The sequence below is a fragment of the Rhodococcus sp. NPDC056516 genome (genome assembly GCF_042794655.1).
Lineage (GTDB): Bacteria > Actinomycetota > Actinomycetes > Mycobacteriales > Mycobacteriaceae > Rhodococcus_F.
Genome location: NZ_JBHTTG010000001.1, coordinates 98,486 through 115,676, shown reverse-complemented (window position 1 = coordinate 115,676; position 17,191 = coordinate 98,486). Strand labels below are relative to the sequence as shown.

The following is a 17,191-nucleotide window of genomic DNA, read 5'->3' as shown; positions in this document are numbered from 1 at the left end:
TGGAATCCGTCATACCCACTTTCCCAACTCGGGCATCTGGGTCGAGCAGCGCGATCAGGCCAAAACGAAAGCCACGGCAAAAAGTGTCCAGGCGGCTGCGAGAACCGTCGACGCAGCAGTAACTACCCCGGTCACGGCTGGCCGAGTACTGCGGTTGCGTGCCGCGATGATCCCGACCGTCATCAAGGTCAGCGCCAACAGGAATGACAGAACCACGATTTTCACCAGCAACCCCTTCGACGTCGGCCAATAGGACCGGAGACCATTTAGATAGTACACAAATAGATCGTGCATTAATTAAACTGAGCATCAGTCAGGTAACTCTTGACAACGTTTGATTGGAACTGTCAGGCTATTCCTGACGAAAGGAGAATTTCTCATGGACGACCTGGTCGAGCACGCTCTGACCGCAAAGATCGATGCTGCCGCCATTACGACGGCCAACGCCGCGATCACCGAGGCCGGCGCGCAGGCGGACAAAATTGTCGGTACGGACCCCTTACCTGGCAGCCCCGAGTGGGAGGCGGAACAAGACACCGATATCCCGGCGCAGCGTCAGATGGCGTGGCAGTTGGCAAGTTTCCGGATTCAACTTGCCGCGGGCATCGATTCGACGGCAAGCGTCATGAGCCTGCGCAGATTCGGCGCAACGTGGGCAACCATCGGCCGCGCGGCCGGAATGACCCGACAGTCCGCGCACGAACGATGGGGTCGTCGTGTCTCGGACATGCTCGACCCGTACGGAGTCGGAATGCCGCCCATGGTGCCGAATGACGATCCAACTGAGCCCTGACTACAAATCGCGTGACTACTGATCCGGCAGCAGCGCATCAGCTTTCGCGACCAGCACTGCACGCTCACGCTCATTCCCAGCCAGCCGGGCCGCTTCGAGGAGTTCGGTTCGAGCTTCCCTGGATCGGCCGAGCTGACTGAGCAACTCACCCCTCACGCTCGGAAGCAGGTGGTAGCCGGCCAGTTCACCTGAAGCGACAAGCTTGTCGACGAATTCGAGTGCAGGGGCCGGACCGTATGCCATGGATACCGCCGCCGCATGATTGAGGTCGGCCACGGGCGAGGGCGCCAGTTGCGCCAAAGCCTCGTAGAGTATGACGATCTTCTTCCAATCGGTGTCATCGAAAGTTGCTGCTCGAGCATGACATTCGGCTATCGCGGCCTGCAAACCGTAGGGTCCGCGTCCACGCCCGACGGAGTCAGCCCGCTCTAGCGCGGCAAACCCTCGTGAGATCTGAAGGCGATCCCACCGAGTCCGGTCTTGGTCCGCAAGCAGGATGGGCTCGCCCGTCGAAGTTGTCCTGGCACCGAATCGCGAGGCTGTCAGTTCCATCAACGCGACGAGGCCGTGCACCTCGGATTCCCCCGGGACCAGTTCGGCCAGTATCCGAGCCAGCCGCAGCGCTTCAGCACTCAGATCCGCGCGCATCCACTCGTCCCCGGAGCTGGCCGCATACCCTTCGTTGAACACCAGATACAGCACACCGAGTACAGCGCCCAGTCTTTTCGAAAATTCCTCTCGCCCTGGAACTTCGAATACCGCTTTCGAGGCGGTCAACGCCTTCTTCGCGCGGACTATCCGCTGCTGCACTGTTGCCGTCGGCGTCAGGAATGCTTTGGCAATTTCTTCCGTGGTCAACCCGCCCACTACCCGAAGAGTCAAGGCTACCTGAGCTTTTCGATTCAACACAGGATGACAGGCAATGAACATCAGGCGAAGGACGTCGTCGTCGATCCGATCCGGATCCCAACTGACGTCATCGAAGTGCGAAGCGTCGTTCTCGAGTTCACGCGCGAAGTGGGCGTAGCGTTCGTCCAACTTCTCGCGTCGTCGCCACCCGTCGATTGCGCGTCGTGTCGCAACAGACGTCAGCCAGGCAGCCGGATTTCGCGGAACCCCGGTGGCAGGCCACTGCTCGACGGCTTCGAGCAGAGCCTGCGCCGCCAGGTCCTCGGCAAGATCAAGATCTCCGACGGTGCGAGTCAACGTGGCGACGATCTTCGCGGATTCGATACGCCAGACCGCGTCGACAGCCGTTCTCGTTGCTTCTCGCACCGCCTCGTCGGTCATGGTTCAGCCTGCGACCGGACGATCGGTGCCGAGCTCTTCGCGCCAGCCGGCTTCTTTCTGGATGTACTCGTTGTCCTGATCGAAGTCCGACATCTCACTCACGCGGCGCACCTCGAGCTTGCTGCCCGGCCCCAACGGGCAGCGCTTTGCCCATTCCAGGGCTTCATCCTTGGTCGACGTCTGGATGATCCAGAAGCCGGAGAACAACTCCTTCGTCTCTCCGTACGGGCCGTCGGAAACCAGCGGAGGATCGGACTCGAAATCGACGATGAACCCCTCCTCCATGGCCAATCCCTCACCGGCCAACAAGACACCGGCCTTGATCAGGGACTCGTTGTACTGACCCATCGCGGCGATGATCTCGTCGAAATCCATGTCCTTGGATGCTTCGATGGCCTCGTCGGTGGAACGCATGATCAGCATGTACTTCATGAGAATCTCCTTCGTTTGTGGACCGCTCTGTTCGGTCCCTCTGCCTACACGTCGAACGGCACACTCACCGATCGACAAACTTCCGAAAGTTTTTTCCCGAGGACAAAACCGCCGGTCTGGATGCGCTGCTCACGCTATCGGCAGACGGGTCGTCGGGCAGGTCAGAAGTCGAGAAATCCCGGCACAACTTCACGAACGAGGCCGTTCGCGTCAGTGCTCCCGTAGAAATACACCGACCCGTAACCGAATAGGTACTCCTCCGCGAACTGCGACTGCGAACCCACCGGCCACCCCTCGTCATTGATCTGGAAAAGGAAACGGTGTCCGTCGGCCTCGACGGCCTCGGCGTAGGACGGTTCGTTCTGGATGAGCACCGGTTGCGGAGCGATCAACACCAACGACATCACCTCTTCATCTGCGGGAGTTTTGATCAACGCCGCGCTCCCCAAGCCCCCATGACTGCCCGCCGATTCCGCACTTCTCGATGACGGAGAGTGCAGGACTGCCCGAACCCCGATGTCCGGGTATTCGAGGTCATCATCTCCGATTGAGAAACCCCGACGAATGAAGACGGAAAGTTCTCGCTCACCGAGCCACGTGGCCGTGTGGGCCGCAAGCGTCAGAAGGTATTCGTGTGTCTGCAGAATCGGCTGTCCCGCGAAAACCTGCGGCGGATGTCCACCGATCCGAGCCCTGATCGCCGAATCGCTCGAGTCCACCCCGAGATGTACTGTGTCCACCGGCGTCATCCTAGGGAGATCCGACGGGCGTCGGATGGCGACTCCCCAATTCCCTACACGCCGCTGGTGACGCAGGCCACATTCAAGCTGGATGATGAATGCATGACAACATTTCCCACTCTCGACCCCGAACTCGCCGCAGCACTCACCATGCTCCCGAAGGTTGACTTCTCGGACCTTCCCAACGCGCGGGCCACCTATGACGCACTGGTCGGCACAATGTTGGTCGACCTGTCATTCGACGGAGTCACGCTTCGCGAGCTGTCCGCCCCTGGCCTGAACGCCGATCCGGCGGTCACGATTCGCTTCTTCACTCCGGATAACACCGCCGGACCTATCCCTGTTCTGCTCTGGATTCACGGCGGCGGATTCGCAATCGGCACAGCAGAATCCAGCGATCCATTCTGTGTCCAGGTAGCGCGCGAACTAGGATTCGCCGTCGCCAACGTGGAGTACCGCCTCGCTCCCGAGACACCCTTCCCCGGGCCCGTCAACGACTGCTACGCCGCGCTTATGTACATCCACGAACATGCCGAGGAACTCGGTGTGGATCCCAGCCGCATCGCAGTCGGCGGGCAGAGCGCGGGCGGTGGACTGGCCGCGGGCACCGTGCTCAAGGCCCGCGACGAGGGCGTTGTGCCCGTCGCATTCCAATTCCTCGAGATCCCCGAACTCGACGACCGTCTGGCAACGGTCTCGATGACGAACTTCGTCGACACACCCTTGTGGCACCGCCCCAACGCCATCCTGTCGTGGAAGTACTATCTCGGCGAGTCGTACTCAGGTCCCGCAGATCGGGACGTCTCCATTTACGCTGCGCCGTCCCGGGCTACCGATCTCACAGGTCTACCGCCGACCTACCTTTCCACCATGGAACTCGACCCGCTCCGCGACGAAGGAATCGAATACGCCCTTCGACTGCTGCAAGCGGGCGTCAGCGTCGAATTGCACTCCTTCCCCGGGACCTTTCACGGGTCGGCACTTGTCGCTACCGCAGCGGTCAGCGAAAGAGGTGCCGCCGAAGCCCTCACGGCGCTCCGGAGAGGGTTGCGTTCGCTGTCGCCAGTCTCGTAGCGTTGCGAGATGCAAGGACTGATGTACCGGCTTGCCGAGCTCGACGCAGACTCGGCGGGCTTGGTACGCGTCATCGACTACTTCGACACCCTCGTGCGGCACGGCGCCGACACAGCATCATTGCTGCGCGCGAGCGCACAGTTGGCGGACTGCGTTGTGGGCATCGAGATCGTCGAACACGGTAACAAGAAGAATTCACGTCGTTGCGACCCGCGCGGCCGGTGGTCTCCCGAATCCTGTCTCGCCCCCAGCATTACCAGGGAGATTGCCGTCGACGATGATGTTCTCGGGAGAGTATGGATCGAGCGTCCTGGTGCAAACTTGCCACTCGACGAGATGCTCGTCGACCGAATGGCTCTGACTGCCTCGATAATCCTGCAGCCCCGCCGCTTACCTACCGAAGCCGAGCACACCCGCAATCTGCTCTTTCCGATGGACGAGTTGACCGTACTCACTTCGTGCGCCGGTCTCGGGATTGAACCCGGCACCCCAGTCCGTGTTGTCGTATCCACGGTTTCCTCGGGTGCGGCGAACAGCACTGCACGTCTTACCATTTCGAAGGATTGCATCCCCGGCAAAGCCATCAGGGTAGAGGCTGACGGAGAATATCTGGATATTGTGAAGGATTCGTTCACACCGACAACCGGACTGTTCGAGGCAGCGTTGGCGTCATCCATCCGCGCCGGAATATCCTTGGCTGCAGCCGCTTCCGAAATGCACACGATAATCAGCACAGCACGATTCGCTCACACTCAGACCTCGGTAACAACACCGATCGTGAACGCCGACAGCTTCGGCGCGCTCAACCTCCTGGCGCCCGGATCGCACATCGATCACACGAAAATCCCGGATTTGGTTCTTGCCAGACGGATTGGCGACACCAAGCAGGGATCGGAGCTGCTGGAAACCTTGAGGACATATCTGCGATCCGGAACATTGAGGGCCACGGCGGATACCATGCATCTCCATCACAGCAGCGTCGCGCACCGGTTGTCAAAGCTGTCTCAGCACGTCGAGTTTCACGTTGACACCGTCGAGAACCGAGCACGCGCAACCGCAATGATGCTGGTTCTCGACGCCGAATAGATCCTGCCCAGGATCAGTCACGGCGAAGCAGTTGACAATCTTTCGCGTTCGGCGAGCGCAACGAACGGTGCAAGCGCTGGATTCGGATTGTCCTGTCGATAGGTGACAGCAACATCGAGAGTTGGTTGTTCACCGACGATTTCGCACAGATGGATACCCGGAATGCGGAGCATCCTTGCCCGCCCCTGAGGGATCGGCGCAATTCCCACTCCGTCCGATACGGCATGGAGGACCTGCTCGTCGTCAGCTTCGAATCGAACGATATCGGGAGTGCCGTCCGGCCAAAGCTGTTCGAGAGTGCGCGAATACATGCCCGGAGCGTTTACCTCGGGCCAGAACACGACGGGAATGCCGACCAGGTCCCCGAGTTCGAGGGTCGTTCGACCCCCGAACGGATGATCCGCGGGCACCGCCACCAGGATTGGTTCGGTGTCGAGGACGATCAGGGGAAGTTCGCGATCACCGTCTTCGAGTGGCGGCCGCACGACCGCGACGTCGACTGCTCCGTTTCGGACGAGATCAACTGTCTGCGCCGACGTGCCACGATGAACGACGACCTCCACGCCCGGGTAGAGCTTTCGATAGGTGCTGACCAGATCCGCTACTGCGCCGCCGGCCCACGAGCGGGTGTAAGCGATGCGCAGTTCTCCATCCACGCCGCGCGCAGCCAATCGAATTCGATCGACCGCCCGGTCCGCACACCCGAGCAAAAAGCGCGCCTCTCGTACCGCTACTCGGCCGGCGTCGGTGAAGGTGAACTGCGGACCTCGACGATCCACCAAAGGCACTCCGAGTTCGCGCTCGAGAACCTTGATCTGCTGACTGAGCGCCGACTGCGCGACGTGGACGTTCGCGGCGGCGCGAGTGAAGCTGCCATGATCCGAGAGAGCGATCAGATAACGGGCGCGCTGCAGGTTCATACGGCGATTATAAGAAGAACAGATGGTGGTGTCACTACTTGGTCTTGGACATGGCATCACCTGAGGTCGGAGGATCGAGGTCACGCTGCTCTACCGCTTGTCTCCCGAAATATTGTCTCCCGAACGATCACAAGGTTGCACATGAACCCCCGAACACTCGCCGAACCGCGCGAACCCGCAACGGACGCGAGACTCCTCGACGCCATCGCGGAGATCGTCGGCGAAACGCATGTCCTCACCGATCCCGAACTGATCGAGGGCTACACGCGCGACTGGACGGGACGTTGGATCGGCGACGCGATCGCGATAGTTCGTCCGGTCAACACCGCCGAAGTGTCTGCGGTCCTTCGAGCATGCTTCGATGCGGGGGTACCTGTGACGCCTCAAGGCGGCAACACCGGACTGGTCGGTGGCGGAATCGCCTCGGCCGGGTCCGTGGTGCTGAGTACCAGACGGTTGGAGACGATCGAGTCCGTCGATCCCATCGGCCGGACAATCGCAGCCGGCGCCGGCGTGACCGTTGCCCGCGCCGACCTGGCCGCATCTGCACACGGTCTCCGGTTCGGAATCGATTTGGCATCAAAGGAATCCGCGACACTCGGCGGCATCGTCGCTACCAACGCCGGTGGTACGCGCATGGTCCGATACGGAAACACGCGGGCACAGATCCTCGGTATCGAGGCAGTGCTCGCCGACGGTTCCGTCTTGAGCAGATGGACGCCACTCGTCAAAGACAATGTCGGTTACGACATTCCAGGCCTTCTTGCCGGCAGCGAGGGAACTCTTGCCGTCATCACCAAAGTATTGATGAAGCTGGTCACCCCGGCGACCGACACCCAGGTTGTACTCGCCGGCGTAAGCGACATCGAGCAAGCGTTGCATCTATGTAATCGCTTGCGGCAGAGCGGATTGACCGTCGAAGCCGCCGAGATCATGACTGACGACGGCATCGACCTCGTCTGCGCACACACCGACGCCCGTCGTCCGTTCGGCGCCCCTTCGCCGATGTACACACTCATCGAGGTGTCGTCGCCGCGCGAGACGGAAGAGTCACTCCTGGAAGTTCTCTCCGACTCTGCCGATCTCATCGAGGACGCGACGGTCGAACCTGGACCCGCTCGAAAACTGTGGACCTTGCGGGAGAGTCACACCGAAAGCATCAGCGCTTCGTCGACGACACCGGTTGTAAAGCTGGACATCTCCGTGCCCTTGTCCGTGATGGGCATGTTCATCGGGAACCTTCGAGAGACGTTGGACGAGCGATTCCCCCTCGTGCGGCCAATCTTGTTCGGGCACTTCGCCGACGGAAACATTCATGTGAACCTCCTGGATGCCGCCCCTGGGGTCGCACACGAACTGACCGATACGGTCTTCCAACTCGTTGCCGCCCACCATGGAAGCATCAGCGCCGAGCACGGGATAGGTCGCGCGAAGTCTCCGTGGGTAACGCTGGGGCGCACGAACACCGACATCACCGCGATGCAGTTGATCAAATCGTCCTGGGACCCGCGTGGAATCCTCAATCCTGGAATACTGTTGCCGGAAAAGGTCGGGTAAGTAAAAAGGCGGTCGCGTGCAGGATCTTTACGTCGTCACTCATCCTCATGCCGAACACACAGCGCAGGACGTCGTCGGCGGTTGGCACAATTCGGTTCTCACCCCGTCCGGTCGGCGCGATGCAGAATTGATCGCGGCAGCCCTGAAGCGACGACGCACAGGAAATTCGCGGCCGATCCGCATCACCTCGTCGGACCTCCGTCGTTGCGCCGAGACATCTACGATTATTGCCCGGACACTCGGCACTCCGGTGACAACGGATTCACGATTGCGCGAAATCAGCTTCGGAGAAGCCGAAGGACGCCCGAACTCGTGGCTCGCCCAGCGCCAGGTGCCGGCTCCCGACACCAACCGCCTCGATCACCGTGGCCCCGTTGCCGGTGCCGAGACTCGCCGCGACATCGCATCGAGGGTCGGCGAATGCACTCGCGAACTGATGACCGATCTCGACCACGATCATATTGTCGTAACACACGGCTTTGCACACACATTCGTAGTCTCCGCCTGGCTGCAGATCCCCATCGAAGCCGCAGGGTTTGCAACTTTCGCGACCACACCGGGTGCAATCACTCATCTCCAGCACGACGACTACTGGCGCAATCGAACTCTCGCACAGCTAGCCGATACCTCGCACCTGGACTGTGGCACGATGCTTTGATGCGCCATGTCTCCGACGACGAACGCCGTGCACGCATGGGCGTACGTCATGCGCTGGCGCCCTCGTTCCGTGTCGATTCCCCGGAAGCTGCGACTCGGGCGATGACGGTGCTTCACGCCACCGAGTCAGCGACGGTCTATCTGTCTTGCTGGGCGAGGGTTCGATCCTTGGATGCCGCCGATGTCGACCGCGCCTTGTACGACCAACGCAGTCTCGTGAAGCAATTGGCAATGCGCCGCACACTCTTCACCTTTCCCCGCGACTTGCTGCCGGCCGCGTGGTCGAGTGCGTCCGCCCTCGTCGCGAACACCGAGCGGGCACGAATGGCCAAGGATGTCGTCAAGGCCGGACTCGCCGTCGACGGCAACGACTGGCTCGATCGCGCACGGACGGAAGTACTGAAGTTGCTCACCGATAGGCCTGAAGGGCTTTCAGCGGTAGAGATTCGTCAGGCCGTGCCGATGATAGACGTCAAGGTCGAGGGCTCGGCAGGTGAAATCTGGTCGGCACCCAGGGTTCTCACGCATCTCGGTGCGACCGCAGACATCATGCGCGGCACCAACACCGCACGCTTCCCAGTCTCACGCCCACTGTGGACTCTCACTCGACACTGGCTCGACGACGCCCCCGTCGATCTCGAATCTGCAGACGGCTATCGAGAAATAGTCCGCCGTTGGCTCTACACCTTCGGACCGGGCACGGAAGACGACATCGTCTGGTGGCTGGGCTCGACGAAGACGGTCGTCCGGGCCGCCCTCGCCGAACTCGACGCCGTTGCAGTCTCACTCGACGGAGGCGACACCGGCTGGTTGCTACCCGATGACGTCGCCACGGTGCCTGATCCAGGTCCTTGGGTGGCACTCCTACCGGTGCTCGACCCGACGATCATGGGGTGGAAGAACCGTGACTTCTACCTCGGCCCGCACCGCAACCAACTCTTCGACACCCGCGGTAATGCCGGCACCACCGCTTGGGTCGACGGTCGCGTCGTGGGGTGCTGGATCCAAGATGAAACCGGTGTGGTGCACGTCCGATTGCTCGAGACCGTGTCAGCGTCTGCGCGACGTTCTCTCGATGCCGAGGCGGCGCGCCTCACCGAGTGGCTGGGCGGCGTCAGAATCGGCACGGGGTACGTCTCACAGGCTATGAAGCAGGCGGCTGAAATTGCTGGAGCCACGCCTTGACGATGTGACCAGAACAATGTTCTAGCTGGTCTTTCCGCTAACGCGATCCATGCGCGGCACGGCAACCGTCGACAAGTGTACGAAACGTACAGTACACTTTCAATGTCACCAATTGACCGATCTAGGAGGTTCCATGGAAGGTCAAGCAGTTCGTGAATACGGTGCGTATATCGATGGAGCGTTCCGAGCCATCGGCACATCCACCTTCGAGGCCCGTGACGCCGCTTCCGGCGCTCTACTCGCCACACTGTCCCGATGCGGGGCAGAAGAAATCAATGATGCGGTCGAAGCCGCCGGACGGGCATTTCCGGCGTGGGCAGGCCTGACGACCGAACAACGGTCCACACAAATCTTGCAGTTTGCCTCACTGGTTGAGGAACGTGCCGAAGAACTAGCCCAACTCGAGTGTATGGATACCGGGCGACACATCAGGGAGATGCGAGAAGACTATCGGGCCGCAGTGTCGCACCTTCGATACTTTGCGTCAGTTTCGCTGGCGCACCACGGTTTCGGCCGCGAATTGGCCTCGGGGTATCTGGTTGCGAAACGGGTGCCCTTGGGCGTGTGCGGACAGATCATTCCCTGGAACGATCCCGTTGTGATGACGGCATTCAAGATTGCTCCCGCTCTCGCTGCCGGAAACACCGTCGTACTCAAACCTGATGAAAATGCCTGTGTTTCAGTCATGGAACTGGCGAGGATCGCCGCCGAAGTGTTCCCGAAAGGCGTTCTCAATGTTGTACCCGGCCTCGGCGAAGAGGCCGGCGCAGCCCTGATCGGTCATCCGAAAGTCAGCAAACTCGCTTTCACCGGGAGCACCGAAGTCGGCAGGCTGGTGGCACACGCCGCAGCATCCCGACTGATCTCGACCACTCTCGAACTCGGCGGCAAGAGTCCGAGCATCGTCTTTCCTGACATCGACGACGTCGATGCTGTGGTCGCCGACGCAACCTCTGGCGTCCTGATGTGCAATGGCCAATCCTGCTTAGCCGGAACACGTCTGTTCATCCACGAGGATATCTACGACACCTTCGTGGAAAAACTCGTCGCCACATTCCGATCGTTGCGAGTCGGGCCACCTCTGAGCGAAGACACCGAGCTGAGTGGCCTGATTCACCAAGAACATGCCGATCGTGTGATCTCGATGATCAATTCCGGAATCGAAGAAGGCGCACAACTACTTACCGGCGGCAAACGAACAGTAGTGCCGGGATTCGAAGCCGGAAACTTCATCGAACCGACAATTCTGGAGGTCACGAACTCGATGCGAATTGCGCAGGACGAAATCTTCGGACCTGTTTTGTGCGTCCTCAAGTGGAACAATTACGAGCAAGTGATCACAGAAGCGAACGACACTCCATACGGGCTCGCTGCCGGGATCTATACGTCGAACTTGAAGAACGCGATGGAAACCGCCGATCGTCTTGCGGCCGGATGTATCTGGATCAATCAGTATTTCAACCTGGGAGGCGGCGTTCCCTTCGGAGGATTCAAGGAAAGCGGTCTCGGGCGAGAGTTCTGCCTCGAAACGCTCAACGGATACACCCAACTCAAATCGATCACTGTAGTCACGTCGACTCCCCCGTCAAAGCAAGGAATCACAAGTTGAACATCACGGGAAATACCATCTTCATTGCCGGCGGAACCTCCGGAATCGGCCTCGAACTTGCACTGGCATTGCAGAACGAGGGGAACAAGGTAATCATCGGTGGACGGCGATCCACTCTGCTGCAAGAGATCTCGAGCGAGCATCCGAAGATCAGTACCGTCGTCATCGATGTGGACGACACGAATTCCATCCGAGAGGCGTATGAATCTGTCACGCAAGACTTTCCCGACCTGAACGTCCTTGTGACAATGTCGGGAATCATGTACCCGGAGGATCTTAAAAGCCCGGACTTCCTCGACGTCGCCGAGCGAACGATCACGACGAACCTACTCGGGACAATTCGACTGGCCGGCCAGTTCATTCCGCATCTGTTGACGAAGCCCACCGCCACCATCATCACTGTGTCATCCGCCGTCGGCTTCGTCCCGCTTCCCATCACTCCGACCTACAACGCGACGAAAGCTGCTGTTCATCTCTTCACCGAGAGCATGCGTGTGCAACTCGCCGATACTTCGATCCAGTGCATCGAGCTCATCCCACCGGGCGTCCGCACCACGCTGATGAACCAGGAGAACTCCGAATCTGCTCTGCCGCTCGACGATTACATCGCCGAAACCATTACCGCACTGAAGGCACACGACAACGCCACGGAAATCGTGGTCGAGGCCGCCAAGCCACTTCGTTATGCCGAGATCAACGGTGAGTACCAGAACGTGCTGAAAATGCTCAGCTGACGGCACCCAGTTGACACACATCGCAACGCTGGAGAGGGCAGTTCGCCCTCTCCAGCACAAGGATTCCAACGGATAAACCTCTTAGGTATCGCTCCGGAGTCCACGAACGGCATGATCGATGATCGCGCGCACCGTGTTGTCGTCGATACTCGCGTGCCCCACCAACATCCGGTAGACCAAGGGTCCGAAGAAGAGATCGATCGCTTCCTCGATCTCGATGTCGTCGCGGAAGTATCCGGACTCCACACATCGTCGAATCAGTTCGGCGAAGCCGCGACGACGTTCGTCGAGGAAGAAGGTGCGGAAGTACGCCGCCGTCGTCGGATCGTTGGCACACGCGCCGACAAGTTCAGCGAAGATCGAACCGAGCGGTCCTCCGTAGAACTTTCCGATGTCCCCGAGGTAGTCGTTCAAATCGGCTTGCGCACTGTCAGACTCCGGAAACGTCAAGTGCCGGGCCATGAGCACACCGAACGCTTCAGCGGCGATCGCCTGGCGCGACGGCCAGTGCCGATACAGAGTTACCTTGCTGACGCCCGATTGTTCGGAGATCGCATCGATGGTCGCGGCCTTCATCCCACCGGACTTCAGAAGGGATTCCGCCGATCGGAGGGCCTTCTCGTGGGCCACTTCACTACGTGTGCCACTTGGAGGAGTGAGCAATCCCGTCTCGGTATTGCCGGGATTGCGAGACACCCCCTCGCTGGGAGTGCGTTTGCCCATGCGTCCTCCTTTGCCCGTCAACCCCTTGCAGCACAGGGGTTTTGTTGATGTCGAGCGCATGCGGCCCGAGGCACCCGATGGATGCGATAGCTACTAGTCGTATCGTACACATGACAGCAGAATGAGAGCCTCACGGCAGCTGATCATCCCTCAAAGCCATTGCATCCAAATCTGATTCGAATGAACAAGACAAACCCCCTCGTTTATTACTCAAAAGTAAGATAACGTGTGGGCGCCATCACAACAGTTCGTCAAGCGCACAGTGACATACGAAATCGAGGGGTCGGCCGTGGCATCAAGGATTCTCTTTCGGGGAGTGGTGGCACTGACAGCCATTGCACTCACGGGCATCACAGCACCAACTGTCGCCGCGCAACCGTCGGCAGATCCCTTCTACCAGTACGACGGTTTGGCACCGCTGTCTTCGTATCAGCCTGGGGCCGTTCTCAAAACGAGAACCTTGCCCTATCACGCCGTCAACATCCCCACCCCGCTGCAGGCCGTACAGGTGCTGTACCGGTCGACCGACGCTCTGGGCCGGCCGTCTGCGAATGTCACCTCGATTCTTCGACCGCCCAACGCCCAGCCGGACAAAGTCGTCTCATTCCAGTCGGCTTACGACTCACTGAACCCAGAAGACGGGCCGTCACGGGCCGTCGCGGGGGACACCCCGATCGGCAGCCTGACCACCAGTGGACGCAATGTCGCCTTCGGCGGGACTCTCGCTTCCGGCGAAGCCGTCATGTTCGGTCCTCTACTGGCGCTGGGCTACACCGTCGTCATTCCCGACACCGAGGGCCCGAACGCAGACTTCGCGGCAGGACCCGAATACGGAATGATGACTCTCGACTCCATCCGCGCCGCTCGCAACACTCCCGAGACAGGTATTTCCGACTCAGCCGAGATCGGACTGATGGGGTACTCGGGTGGTGCAATAGCCACCAATTGGGCGTCCATCCTCGCACCGGACTACGCCCCGGACATCAACGAAGACCTGATCGGCGCGGCCCAGGGTGGACTGTTGGTCAACCCGGCAAACAATCTCCGGTACGCGAACGGAAGTATCGGTTGGGCAGGCGTTGTCGGGATGGCAGTCGTCGGACTCGCCCGTGCCTACGACATCGATTTCGATCCGTATATCAGCGATCGGGGACGTGAACTCCTGCCCCGCCTCGAGGACGCCTCGATCGGGAACGTGATCCTGCAGTATCCGGGAGTCACCTGGCAGGACATTGCCAAACCGGAGTACGCCAATCCCAACTCGGTATCCGAGTACGTCGACGTCGCAAACAAGGTCAACATGGGCATCGCGCCGATACCCACCATCCCGATGTTCATTGCCCAGGCGGCAAACGGAGTTCTCGAAGGCACCCAGCCAGGTGGGCCCGGCGTCGGCCCCGGCGACGGCGTCATGGTTGCCGGGGACGTCCGCACACTCGCCACTCGTTACTGCGACGCAGGTCTACCCATCCAGTACGACCAGTACGACACCATCAGTCACGTTCCCGGTGGCGCGCTGTGGCTCCCCGGCGCCATAACCTGGCTCAACGACCGTTTCAACGGGAACCCAGCGCCGAACAACTGCTCGAACATCGCACCGGGTAACTCGCTGGCGCCGGAAGAGCACGCGGTGGGCTGAACAATCCAACCGACGTCGTCAGATCCCGCGTCGTCAGATCCCGCGTAGTCAGATCCCGATTGCCAGATCGTCGATATCTGCAAGCGTGCCGCCGCTTTCGAGGATGCTCGTGTAGTTCCGAAGTCGGTTCTGATCGATCTCGGTGGTGCTGACCCCGCGCTTCCAGTAGCCGAAGACAACCACGTCATCCTTCGCCAGGCCGACTATCTTTCGGAAATGCGCTCGGATAGCACGCATCTCGTCGCGCTCCCCGGCTCCCCACACCGCGTAGTCCCCTGGATTCTCGAGCTCGAGAGCATACTCGGCGAGGCGTTCCTCGACGTGGTGCAATTCGAGACCGGGGATCACGGGCAGTTCCGCGAACGCCTCGGCGTCACCGGTGGCGACCCAGCCGACACCGGTCAGACCCTCGGGCCACTGAAGCAGAATCGAATAGAGAGCGGGTATTGCGGTGTCGTCGGCGAAGAGCGCGACACGGCGCCCAGCGATCTCGGGAACGAGGAAGTGCGGGCGAGGACCGGTGAGCGAGAACGAGTCACCCACACGCAGGTCGGCGGCCCACCTCATCATCGGGCTGGTGTGCCCGTGCAGCACGACGTCGAAGGTCATCGAACCACTCGACGCGTCGAAAGTGCGCACCGTGTAGACACGAGAGATGTCGCCGTACTGCGGACCTAGCTGAATGCGGAATGCGACGTTGGGACGCAACCAATTCGGATCATCCGCCGACGAGGTCAAGTGGACCGTGATGCGCAGGATACTCTCGGTCGGGCGTTTGACGCGTTCGACGACGGCGACCACATCGTTGAGGCCACGGTCATGGTCTTCGCCGCGTGGCGCTTTTGCCGACGCAGTGGTTTCAGTTTCTTCGGGTCGGGATTCTTCAGGTCTAGGTGTGGTGGTCATCGTTTTCTCCTGATCGTGGTTTCAGCTTTGGACGGGTAGCGGGGTGACAGGTCGGCGATCGCGCGGAACAACGAGTGGCCGTCCGGTTTCCGGATCGTCGAGAACCAGAGCCTCGAGGTCGAACACTTCGCGCAACAACTCGGGGGTGAAGACCTCCGAGGCACTGCCCTGCATGATGATTTTTCCGGACCGCATCGCGACCACATGCGTGGCATATCTGGCCGCGAGGTTCAGGTCGTGCAGTACCGCAACCAATGTTCGACCGGACTGGTGAAGTTGGGAACAGAGGTCGAGAACTTCGATCTGATGGGCGATGTCGAGAAAGGTGGTCGGTTCGTCGAGCAACAACACCGGGGTGCGCTGCGCGAGGGTCATGGCAATCCACACACGTTGTCGTTGCCCACCGCTCAACTCGTCTACCAATTGATCTGCTGCGTCACGCATTCCGACCTCGGTCAGCGCCTCGGAGACAACGCGCTCGTCTTCGGGTGACCATTGGCGCAGCATGCTCTGGTACGGATATCGGCCGCGGGAGACGAGGTCGGCGACACTGATCGCTCCGGGGGAAAGCGGGGACTGCGGCAACAGAGCGATTCGCCGGGCCACTTCTTTGGTGCGGTAGGACCGAATATTGTTACCGCCTAGCACAACCCGGCCCGATCGGGGTGTGAGCATTCTTCCGAGCGCTCGGAGCAGAGTCGACTTGCCGCACCCGTTCGGTCCGACGACCACGGTAAACCCGCCGTCGGGGATCTCGAGACTCAACTCGTCCACGATGGTTCGATCGGCGTACCGAAGCTCGATCTTCTCAGCGCGCAGCCTTGATGTCGAAGTGGTCATGAATCTCTTTCGTAACGAGGTTTTTTCAGGCCTGACGGGCGAGCAGCCAGATCAGATAGGCACCGCCGAGCAGACTGGTCACAAGACCGACCGGCGTGCGGAGACCGACCTCGACCGCTTGCGCGATCAAGTCGGCGCCCGCCAACAGGACAGCGCCGAGCAGGAAGGAGGTTGCGACAAGAACACCGCTGCGCCGCGCCAGCCGGCGTGCGATCTGGGGAGCTGCGAGCGCCACAAATGCGATAGGACCGGTGGCGGCTGTCGCTGCTCCCGTGAGCGCGACCGCAAGCAGGATGCCGGCGAATCGGTATCGCTCCACGGAGATTCCGAGCGAAGACGCTGCATCGTCACCCATCTCCATCATGGTGACGCGCCTGGACACCACGACGAGAGCGGGAACGAGAACACCAACGGCGATCGCAACACTGACCGCATGCGGCCAACCGCGCCCGGTCAGCGAACCGGCCGTCCATTGCTGCACCACGGTGGCGTCGTCGATATCCGCGCGCACCACCAGGAAAGACATCACGGCGCTCAGCATCGCGCCCACTCCGATGCCGACGAGGACGAGGCGAAGGCCGCCGCTGACCCCGTCTTTACGTGCCAGGGCGTACACAAGCAAGGCGGTCAGCATGCCGCCGAGAACAGCGGCGCCCGCGGTCTGCAGTACCCCGCCGCCGAAGAACACGATCTGGACCACCGCCGCTGTCGCAGCGCCCGTCGTGAAACCGATGATGTCCGGCGAGCCGAGAACGTTGCGCGAAAGCGTCTGGAAAACCGCGCCGGCCACACCGAGGCTGCCGCCCACCCCGATCGCCGTGATCAGCCGTGGCAGACGGCGGTTCTGGACGGACCGAACCGCCGCCGCGCTGCCTTCGCCGTGCAGGGCGCGCCACACCTCACCCAACGACAGGTCCAGTGTCCCGTACATCAGCGTGGCAAACGAGAGTGCCGCCAGTGCCGCACTGATTGTCATGGCTACGAACAGCACTCGCGGGACGATTCG

18 protein-coding genes are annotated in these 17,191 nt (G+C 60.8%); 9 read left to right on the top strand and 9 right to left on the bottom strand.

Annotation, left to right across the window (positions count from 1 at the left end; translation table 11 throughout):
- Positions 1-54 precede the first annotated feature (54 nt).
- The gene (locus ACFQ6Y_RS00510; protein WP_317555728.1) at positions 55-225 is read right to left on the bottom strand and encodes a hypothetical protein; all 171 of its coding nucleotides are present in this window, start codon (positions 223-225) and stop codon (positions 55-57) included.
- Between the two features lie 154 nt (positions 226-379).
- Between ACFQ6Y_RS00510 and ACFQ6Y_RS00505 the strand changes: the two genes are divergently transcribed.
- Entirely contained in the window at positions 380-793 is a 414-nt protein-coding gene (locus ACFQ6Y_RS00505) for a hypothetical protein (protein WP_378627666.1), read from the top strand.
- Positions 794-808: 15 nt separating this feature from the next.
- Here ACFQ6Y_RS00505 and ACFQ6Y_RS00500 read toward each other — a convergent pair whose 3' ends face one another.
- The 3 genes from ACFQ6Y_RS00500 to ACFQ6Y_RS00490 form a co-directional block, all read right to left on the bottom strand.
- A complete protein-coding gene (locus ACFQ6Y_RS00500) occupies positions 809-2,083 on the bottom strand; it encodes an RNA polymerase sigma factor (protein ID WP_378627662.1) in 1,275 nt (424 codons plus the stop codon).
- Positions 2,084-2,086: 3 nt separating this feature from the next.
- Positions 2,087-2,515, bottom strand: coding sequence for a YciI family protein (locus ACFQ6Y_RS00495; RefSeq protein ID WP_007735729.1), 429 nt, complete (start codon positions 2,513-2,515; stop codon positions 2,087-2,089).
- A 161-nt stretch (positions 2,516-2,676) separates the two neighbouring features.
- Entirely contained in the window at positions 2,677-3,264 is a 588-nt protein-coding gene (locus ACFQ6Y_RS00490; protein ID WP_378627659.1) for a hypothetical protein, read from the bottom strand.
- 93 nt (positions 3,265-3,357) lie between these two features.
- Between ACFQ6Y_RS00490 and ACFQ6Y_RS00485 the strand changes: the two genes are divergently transcribed.
- Both ACFQ6Y_RS00485 and ACFQ6Y_RS00480 read left to right on the top strand, forming a co-directional pair.
- A complete protein-coding gene (locus ACFQ6Y_RS00485) occupies positions 3,358-4,329 on the top strand; it encodes an alpha/beta hydrolase (protein WP_378627657.1) in 972 nt (323 codons plus the stop codon).
- A gap of 9 nt (positions 4,330-4,338) precedes the next feature.
- On the top strand, positions 4,339-5,415 hold the full coding sequence (locus tag ACFQ6Y_RS00480; protein ID WP_378627654.1) for a helix-turn-helix domain-containing protein: 1,077 nt from the start codon (positions 4,339-4,341) through the stop codon (positions 5,413-5,415).
- A 17-nt stretch (positions 5,416-5,432) separates the two neighbouring features.
- Here the strand turns inward: ACFQ6Y_RS00480 and ACFQ6Y_RS00475 are convergent, their stop codons facing one another.
- Complete coding sequence (locus ACFQ6Y_RS00475; RefSeq protein WP_378627651.1) at positions 5,433-6,335, bottom strand: LysR family transcriptional regulator; 903 nt, start codon at positions 6,333-6,335, stop codon at positions 5,433-5,435.
- A 141-nt stretch (positions 6,336-6,476) separates the two neighbouring features.
- On the opposite strand from ACFQ6Y_RS00475, the gene ACFQ6Y_RS00470 reads away from it, so the two are divergent.
- The 5 genes from ACFQ6Y_RS00470 to ACFQ6Y_RS00450 all read left to right on the top strand — a co-directional run bounded on the left by ACFQ6Y_RS00470 (position 6,477) and on the right by ACFQ6Y_RS00450 (position 12,077).
- Positions 6,477-7,892 (top strand): FAD-binding oxidoreductase, encoded by a 1,416-nt coding sequence (locus ACFQ6Y_RS00470; RefSeq protein WP_378627649.1) that lies wholly within the window; start codon positions 6,477-6,479, stop codon positions 7,890-7,892.
- 16 nt (positions 7,893-7,908) lie between these two features.
- Complete coding sequence (locus tag ACFQ6Y_RS00465; protein ID WP_378627646.1) at positions 7,909-8,550, top strand: histidine phosphatase family protein; 642 nt, start codon at positions 7,909-7,911, stop codon at positions 8,548-8,550.
- Positions 8,550-9,734, top strand: coding sequence for a winged helix DNA-binding domain-containing protein (locus ACFQ6Y_RS00460; RefSeq protein WP_378627642.1), 1,185 nt, complete (start codon positions 8,550-8,552; stop codon positions 9,732-9,734). Before ACFQ6Y_RS00465 ends, ACFQ6Y_RS00460 begins: the two co-directional genes overlap by 1 nt.
- 133 nt (positions 9,735-9,867) lie before the next feature.
- Positions 9,868-11,343 carry an aldehyde dehydrogenase family protein gene (locus ACFQ6Y_RS00455; protein WP_378627639.1) on the top strand — a complete coding sequence of 492 codons (1,476 nt, stop codon included), beginning with the start codon at positions 9,868-9,870 and terminating at the stop codon, positions 11,341-11,343.
- A complete protein-coding gene (locus ACFQ6Y_RS00450) occupies positions 11,340-12,077 on the top strand; it encodes an SDR family oxidoreductase (RefSeq protein ID WP_378541611.1) in 738 nt (245 codons plus the stop codon). Before ACFQ6Y_RS00455 ends, ACFQ6Y_RS00450 begins: the two co-directional genes overlap by 4 nt.
- A gap of 81 nt (positions 12,078-12,158) precedes the next feature.
- Here ACFQ6Y_RS00450 and ACFQ6Y_RS00445 read toward each other — a convergent pair whose 3' ends face one another.
- Positions 12,159-12,800: a TetR/AcrR family transcriptional regulator gene (locus ACFQ6Y_RS00445; protein ID WP_378627636.1), complete on the bottom strand. Its 642-nt coding sequence runs from the start codon at positions 12,798-12,800 to the stop codon at positions 12,159-12,161.
- 289 nt (positions 12,801-13,089) lie between these two features.
- On the opposite strand from ACFQ6Y_RS00445, the gene ACFQ6Y_RS00440 reads away from it, so the two are divergent.
- Positions 13,090-14,439, top strand: coding sequence for a lipase family protein (locus ACFQ6Y_RS00440; protein WP_378627634.1), 1,350 nt, complete (start codon positions 13,090-13,092; stop codon positions 14,437-14,439).
- A gap of 48 nt (positions 14,440-14,487) precedes the next feature.
- On the opposite strand, the gene ACFQ6Y_RS00435 is transcribed toward ACFQ6Y_RS00440, so the two are convergent.
- Genes ACFQ6Y_RS00435 through ACFQ6Y_RS00425 form a run of 3 tightly spaced genes read right to left on the bottom strand, consistent with a single transcriptional unit; the run spans position 14,488 to position 17,161 of the window.
- On the bottom strand, positions 14,488-15,345 hold the full coding sequence (locus ACFQ6Y_RS00435) for a siderophore-interacting protein (protein ID WP_378627632.1): 858 nt from the start codon (positions 15,343-15,345) through the stop codon (positions 14,488-14,490).
- A gap of 21 nt (positions 15,346-15,366) precedes the next feature.
- Positions 15,367-16,185, bottom strand: coding sequence for an ABC transporter ATP-binding protein (locus tag ACFQ6Y_RS00430; protein ID WP_378627630.1), 819 nt, complete (start codon positions 16,183-16,185; stop codon positions 15,367-15,369).
- 25 nt (positions 16,186-16,210) lie between these two features.
- Positions 16,211-17,161 (bottom strand): FecCD family ABC transporter permease, encoded by a 951-nt coding sequence (locus ACFQ6Y_RS00425; RefSeq protein WP_378627628.1) that lies wholly within the window; start codon positions 17,159-17,161, stop codon positions 16,211-16,213.
- Positions 17,162-17,191: the final 30 nt, after the last annotated feature.